A 6,235-nucleotide genomic window follows, 5' to 3' on the forward strand; every position below is an offset into this window, starting at 1 on the left:
TCCGCCCTGCAATCCCACGACGCGATTCGCGAAGTCGCCGTGATTGGCGTCCCCGACCCGAAATGGGGCGAGTCCCCCAAAGCGATTGTCGTCTTGCACGACGGAACTGCGAAACCTCGCATCCGTGACCTGCTGAAATTCGCCAAGTCCCTCCTGGCCGAATTCAAAGTCCCCAAGTCGTTTGAATTTGTCGATGCTTTGCCGCGAAACCCCAGTGGCAAAGTTCTCAAACACCAACTCCGCCAACCCTACTGGCAACACCTTTCTCGGAAAGTGAACTAGACATGAGCACCGCCACCGAAATGCAAATCACACCGCCTCCCGCCGGTCAGATCGGAGCCACCATCACAGGCATCGACACGAACGAATTGCCAACCGATGCACCGGAATTGCAACCCATTCGCGATGCAATTTACCAACACCGCTTGGTCGTGATTCGGAACCAAAACTTCAACGAACAACAGTACGTTGACTTTGCGCGAAAACTCGGCCGTCCCCAGGTCTACTTCCAATCCAACTACCACCACCCACAGCACCCGGAAATCTTCGTTTCGTCCAACATTCCAGAAGGCGACCAGAAAATCGGCGTCGCCAGAACCGGACACTACTGGCACACCGACTGTTCCTTCGAATCACACCCTCTTTCGTGGACGTCGATCTACCCCCAAGTCTTTCCCAAAGACTCACGCGGCACGCTGTACATCGACATGGCCAAGGTCTACGCGAATTTGCCTGAACATCTACGATCCTACGTGGATGGCGTGACGGCAATCCATGCCGGTCAACTTCGTTACAAGGTGCAAGCGTCGGACATCGATCGTTCCCTCGAAGAACTGCTCAACCGCATCAACGAAGAAGTCCCACCGGTCCGCCATCCAGCCGTCATCGAACACCCAGTCACGGGCGAAAAAGCGTTGTACTTGAACCGCGGGTTCACGGTCGCTCTAGAAGGCCTGACTCACGAAGAGAACAAACGGCGACTGGCAGAATTGTTCGAGTTCATCGAGCGTCCCGAGCACATCCACCAACACGCTTGGTCCGAAGGCGATTTGATCATCTGGGACAACCGACTGCTCATTCACATGTCCACCGCCGTGGCCCCCGGCCAGCACAGCAAAAGCTATCGAATCGGCATCTATGACGACCTTCCCTTCTACGCGGGAATCGCAGCCGAGGAGGGCCAATCATGAACGCCACCGCGACCCCGGCCAGCAGAACGCACGCGACGGAACTGGTGAATCAGACTGACGTCGACGATGAGTTCTTGCAACGAGTGATGACGCCCTACCGAGCCCACTGTCGCTATTTGAAGGGTGTTCAGATCGGCTACGAACCGGGCATGGAACCGTCGTACGAGAACATGGTCGCGATTGGACAATTCGCGATCGACCGGTCTTGCTACATCGACGACACCGGGCACTTCAACGCCGTTGAATTCAACATTTGCTACAACCAACTCGCGTACGTGCACCTGGCACATTGCATTCGCGAACGGTTGCTGCCAGCGCTGGGCGATTACACATTGGAATCGTTCTTTGAAAAGCAACTTGCGAACTACTTGATCGCTAGCATCCACAGCAACTACCACTCCGAACTGAACCCGCGAGAGTTCCATGGCGAAGTGCGAGTGCGCTCGGCACGAAGTCGTCAACGACTTTCCATCCTGAAAACCGAGTGTTGCTTCTACGATGCGGAGCAAGGACGCAGCGATGGCGAAGTCAAACTGGTGGTGCTGGCCAACCGATGAGCAACGTGACCGCCAGCAACGAACAATCAACGGCTTCTTCGCGTGAGCGATTGTCGCTGGAGGTGCGCACGCGTCTGGTCGAGTTCCTGGGATTTGACTCCCTGGATGAGATCGCTGAGGACGACGCGTTCGCCGATCTGGGAACCGATTCCAGCCAAGCAGTTGAGTTCAAATTAGTGCTCGAGTCGATGTATTCCATCGAACTGAAAACATCGGTGCTGTTTGATTATCCGACCGTCGATCGCCTAGTGGACATGCTGGCGGAAAAGATCGGCAACTCAGGTTCAAATGAAGCTCCAATTGGTAGTGGACGAGGTGAAAAGCCCCCCATCTCAGACAGGATGCCCGCAGACCCCGCCGCCTCCTCGAAGGCGACGCCAATGGAGGTCCATGACGGCGACTCGTTCCCGCTTTCAGAAACTCAACGCGGCCTGTGGTTCATCGGGCAATCGCGAGACTGTGACAGTAGCTTCCATGTGCCGCTGCTGTTCCGCATTAACGAACAATCGGACGCGGAGACATTCGACCCTGCGAGATTCGACGCAGCTCTGCGGCGCGTCGCGGATCGACATCCAGCAATTCGTGTGGTAATCGACCACGATCCCGAGACAGGCGAACTTCGCCAAACCGTCGTCTCGTCGTCCCAAATCGCCAGCGTTGAAAGGATCGATTTAAACGCCGAATCGCAATCGGCTCACGGTACTCATGGCGATTTCCCCGCCATCTTCCGAGAGCTTGCCAACGAAAAATTTGATCTGTCCGCGGCACCGCCGTTGCGGTGCTACCACACAGCAAACCGAAATCAAACGACTTGGGTGTTGATCGTTATTCATCACATCGTCATCGACGGCCTGTCCGCCGCCCCGATGATCCGTGAACTCTGGAATGAATACCTCACCGGTGGCATAGGCTTCCAGTCTGCGAATTCACCCCCAATCGATTCCCCGGATATCGGCTACTTCGAGTTCCTGAACTGGGAAACACAGTACCTTTCCAGCGAACGATGCCGACGCGACGAAGCGTTCTGGTCCGCAACTCTGACCGGTGCCCGCGGTGACATCGCCTTGCCAGAGTCATCCCTTTCGAGTCGCCCTCATGACACGCAGCGTCACGTCGGTTGTGTCTCTGTCGACCTGACTGATGAACTGAACCAATCCCTCGAAGTCCTATCACGATCCGCTGGGGCACCTCCGTCGTCGGTGCTGCTCACCTGCTATTTCGCGTTGTTGAATCGAATCAGCGGAAGTGATGACTTGGTCGTCACCACCCCGGTCTCGGGACGACCAGGCGGCATGCGTGGCCCGTTTCGTGACAAGGTCGGTTGCTTCATCAATCTGATTGCCACTCGCATTCAGATGCAGGATCCCGAGCCGAAGGATGATTGCGGCCAAGCCTCGTTTAGCCACTGGATCCGCTCGGTCACGCAGAGTTTCCTGGCGGCGATGGAGCACGGCCAGTTGCCGTTCTCACGCCAACTTCGTTCCGCCAACCTGTCGATCGTAGGCCAACATGACCGAGCTTTTTTCCCGTATTCGTTCACTTACCAAAACATCTTCGACACCTGGGATCCGAACGCGTCCTGGCAATCTTTCGCTCAACCCGACCTGCGTTTATATCAAGAGATCGAAGACGATCTGACACTCGAAGTCTACGAGTTCTCGGATCGCCGAACCCTGAACTGGAAGTTTCAAACCGATCGATTCGATGAAGCCACCATCCGATCCTGGAACCGGTTGTTCTTGCACTTGTTGAAGCAAGCGGCCAATGTTCCCAGCCAACCACTGTCCGAGTTGTCGCTGATCCCACCGGATGAACTGACGTGCATTCGCAATCGATTCGATCGTCGCGACGAGGCTCGAACGGCCCCCGCCACCGTCGTGCAGTGGATCGATCAAACCGCCAAGGATCACGGAGACCACATCGCCGTCGTCGATCCAATCCAAACCTGGTCCTACGCCCGCTTAGTCGAAGACTCGCAAACAATCGCCACACGATTGAACGAACACGGTTTCGGTCGCGGGGACGTGATCTCCATCTCAGCCGATCGCAATGCAAAACGCATTGTGGAGATCTTAGGCGTCCTGCGCAGTGGTGCCGCTTACCTTCCCACTGATCCCGATGATCCGGAATGTGTCTGCAGGCACAGGCTCGAAACCGTGAACGCGGTCAGGCTCAACGATGCCTTGCAAAACCACCGCGACGATGCAATCCGCTCGTGCACAGAGAAATGTCCCGACACTGGCTCCCTCGCCTATGTCTTGTTCACATCTGGAACCAGCGGTCGCCCCAAAGCGGTCCCCATTCGGCATGACAGTTTGGTCAATCTCTGTCACGCAATGATCGACGCCTATGAACTGACCGCGTCCGACGCAGCACTGCAATTCGCGTCGCTGACGTTCGACATGTCCGTCGAAGAGATCTTTCCGATCCTCTGCGCCGGAGGCCGTCTCGTCCTGCGATCAGAAGACGACCTCGATCCATCGCGAATGGCCAACCTCGTCACTCAGCATGCCATCACGGTTGCCAACCTTCCGCCGTCTTATCATCTCGCCCTTCAATCACAACCAAGCCTTGCGGCGCAGTTCTACCGTTCGCTTCGCTTGGTTGCCTTCGGCGGCGACAAATTGCCAACTTCGGTTCTGAAAGAGATCGACGCCGCGACACAGGGAAGTCTTCCTCGTGTCTTCAATGCTTACGGCCCTACGGAAACAACCGTCAACGCTTGCTTGGGCGAACTGTCTTCCGACCAACCGCTTCGCCGCATTCACATTGGTCGCCCAATCGCTGGACTGGCCGTTGCCGTCGTCGACTCCGCCGGTCGCCCGTTGCCCATCGGCGTGGTAGGCGAATTGTGCGTTTTCGGTTCGGGAGTCTCCGACGGTTATCTCAATCAACCATCGCCCTCATTTGTTTCGCTGACCTATCCCGGTGATGAGTCCCCCACGCCTGCTTACCTAACCGGTGACCTGGCTTGGATGACGCGAAGTGCCAGCGGCGATGGAGAGCCCGTGATCGAACTGCTGGGCCGAAAAGACTTCCAACTCAGCTTGCGTGGCCATCGCATCGAACCCGAGGACATCGAAGCGTGCCTGGAATCACACCCAGCGGTCCAGGCCGCTGGCATTGGCGTGACTTCTGACGATCGACTGTTCGCTCTGGTGGTGGGTGATTCGACCGAGTCGTCTGTGCTCCGGTCGTGGATGGCCGAACGGTTGCCATCGCGGATGATCCCCAGCCTGATTCGTTGGGTCGATGCGTTGCCGACCAGCGACCGTGGCAAGCTTGATCGAGCGAGCCTCGCTGAAAGGCTCGAAAGCACCCCGGCCCCTTCGCTTTCAAATCCCGCGGGGCCTTTGGACGCACCTTTGAATCGGTCGCCTGAGTGGGATGCGATCTGGGCAGACGTCGCACCGTGTTTGCAAAACATTCTGAATGTCGATGACGTGCAACCTCAAGACAGCTTCGTGCAAGCGGGCGGTCACTCGTTGCTGGCCATCATCGCTGTTTCCAAATTGTCCGATCTGTTTGGCGTGAACCTGACGCTGCGAGAATTCCTAACCGCGGAATCGCTGTACGCGCTCGCCGGGTGCATCGCAGACAAGAAACGACATTCGCCAAACACTACCGTCTCACCTGCGGCAACGAAGCAATATCCCTACACGGCCCCGATGTCGCCTCAGCAAACCCGACTTTGGTACTTGGACCAATTCGGACAAGGCGATGCGTATGTGATTCCAGCGCTCGCCGAAGTCAGTGGAACGTTGGATGTAGAGCGACTGCGAGAATGCTTGCAGGTCATCGCCACCCGCCACGAGTCTCTGCGAACAACCTTTGAGCTGACCGCCGACGGACCTCGGCAAGTCATTCATGAGCATCCGCGAATACCGTTCGAACGACGCTGCTTCCAAGACGCCGCATCGGCAAGGCTCTGGATCGACGAGCAAGCCTGTTTGCCAATGAACCTCGCGTCCGGCCCGCTCTGGAAAGTCTCGCTCGCAAGCTTTGCCAATCAAGATGTTGCGCCCCAAAACGATGCGAACCAGTCGCACTCGATCCTGCTGATCAACCTGCATCACATCATCACCGATGGCTGGTCGATGCGAGTGTTCGTGGATGAACTGCAGCGTCTGTATCGTGACCAACCCGCGTCGTCGTTGCCTGTCTTGCCGATCCGCTACAGCGACTATGCGACTCGCGAATCCAATCTTCGAGCGTTTCCACAGTCCGTAGAAGATTCCCGCTCGCAACTCCTGCGTTTGGGCCTGGACGATTTGCAGGACGTCGAACTGTGGCCTGATCGAACGCCAAACGCAGAATCTGGCGCAATCCCACTGACCTCGGCGGGCGATTACGTTTCGACTCGTCTGAAGGATGAAGCTGGCGCACAGCCCAGCGGAGAGAGCTTCGGTGACCGCGCGTCCTTCGAGGAATCCGAGCACCAACCCAAACACCATACCCAGTGGGAGCCCATTGACGAACAGCCAAATG

At 56.9% G+C, this 6,235-nt stretch carries 2 protein-coding genes and 3 pseudogenes; 4 read left to right on the forward strand and 1 reads right to left on the reverse strand.

Annotated features, from left to right (window positions below; translation table 11 throughout):
* From ACF8AM_RS15055 to ACF8AM_RS15070, 4 genes and pseudogenes are all read left to right on the forward strand, one after another.
* Positions 1 to 282, forward strand: a pseudogene (locus tag ACF8AM_RS15055) (AMP-dependent synthetase); the annotation flags it as partial.
* 2 nt (positions 283 to 284) lie between these two features.
* Positions 285 to 1,190: a TauD/TfdA dioxygenase family protein gene (locus ACF8AM_RS15060; RefSeq protein WP_392556424.1), complete on the forward strand. Its 906-nt coding sequence runs from the start codon at positions 285 to 287 to the stop codon at positions 1,188 to 1,190.
* A complete protein-coding gene (locus ACF8AM_RS15065; protein ID WP_392556425.1) occupies positions 1,187 to 1,747 on the forward strand; it encodes an FcoT family thioesterase in 561 nt (186 codons plus the stop codon). The genes ACF8AM_RS15060 and ACF8AM_RS15065 overlap by 4 nt, the downstream gene beginning before the upstream one ends.
* Positions 1,744 to 5,901: pseudogene (locus tag ACF8AM_RS15070) on the forward strand (condensation domain-containing protein); the annotation flags it as partial. The gene ACF8AM_RS15065 and the pseudogene ACF8AM_RS15070, both read left to right, overlap by 4 nt.
* Before the next feature lie 207 nt (positions 5,902 to 6,108).
* Here ACF8AM_RS15070 and ACF8AM_RS15075 read toward each other — a convergent pair.
* Positions 6,109 to 6,235: pseudogene (locus tag ACF8AM_RS15075) on the reverse strand (DUF5690 family protein); the annotation flags it as partial.

The sequence above is a fragment of the Rhodopirellula sp. JB055 genome (assembly GCF_043100905.1).
Taxonomy (GTDB): Bacteria; Planctomycetota; Planctomycetia; order Pirellulales; family Pirellulaceae; genus Rhodopirellula.

What these genes read in the sequence shown, in the direction of transcription:
- ACF8AM_RS15060 (WP_392556424.1), top strand. Translation starts at nt 285, where the DNA reads ATGAGCACCGCCACCGAAATGCAAATCACACCGCCTCCCGCCGGTCAG.
- ACF8AM_RS15065 (WP_392556425.1), top strand. Translation starts at nt 1,187, where the DNA reads ATGAACGCCACCGCGACCCCGGCCAGCAGAACGCACGCGACGGAACTG.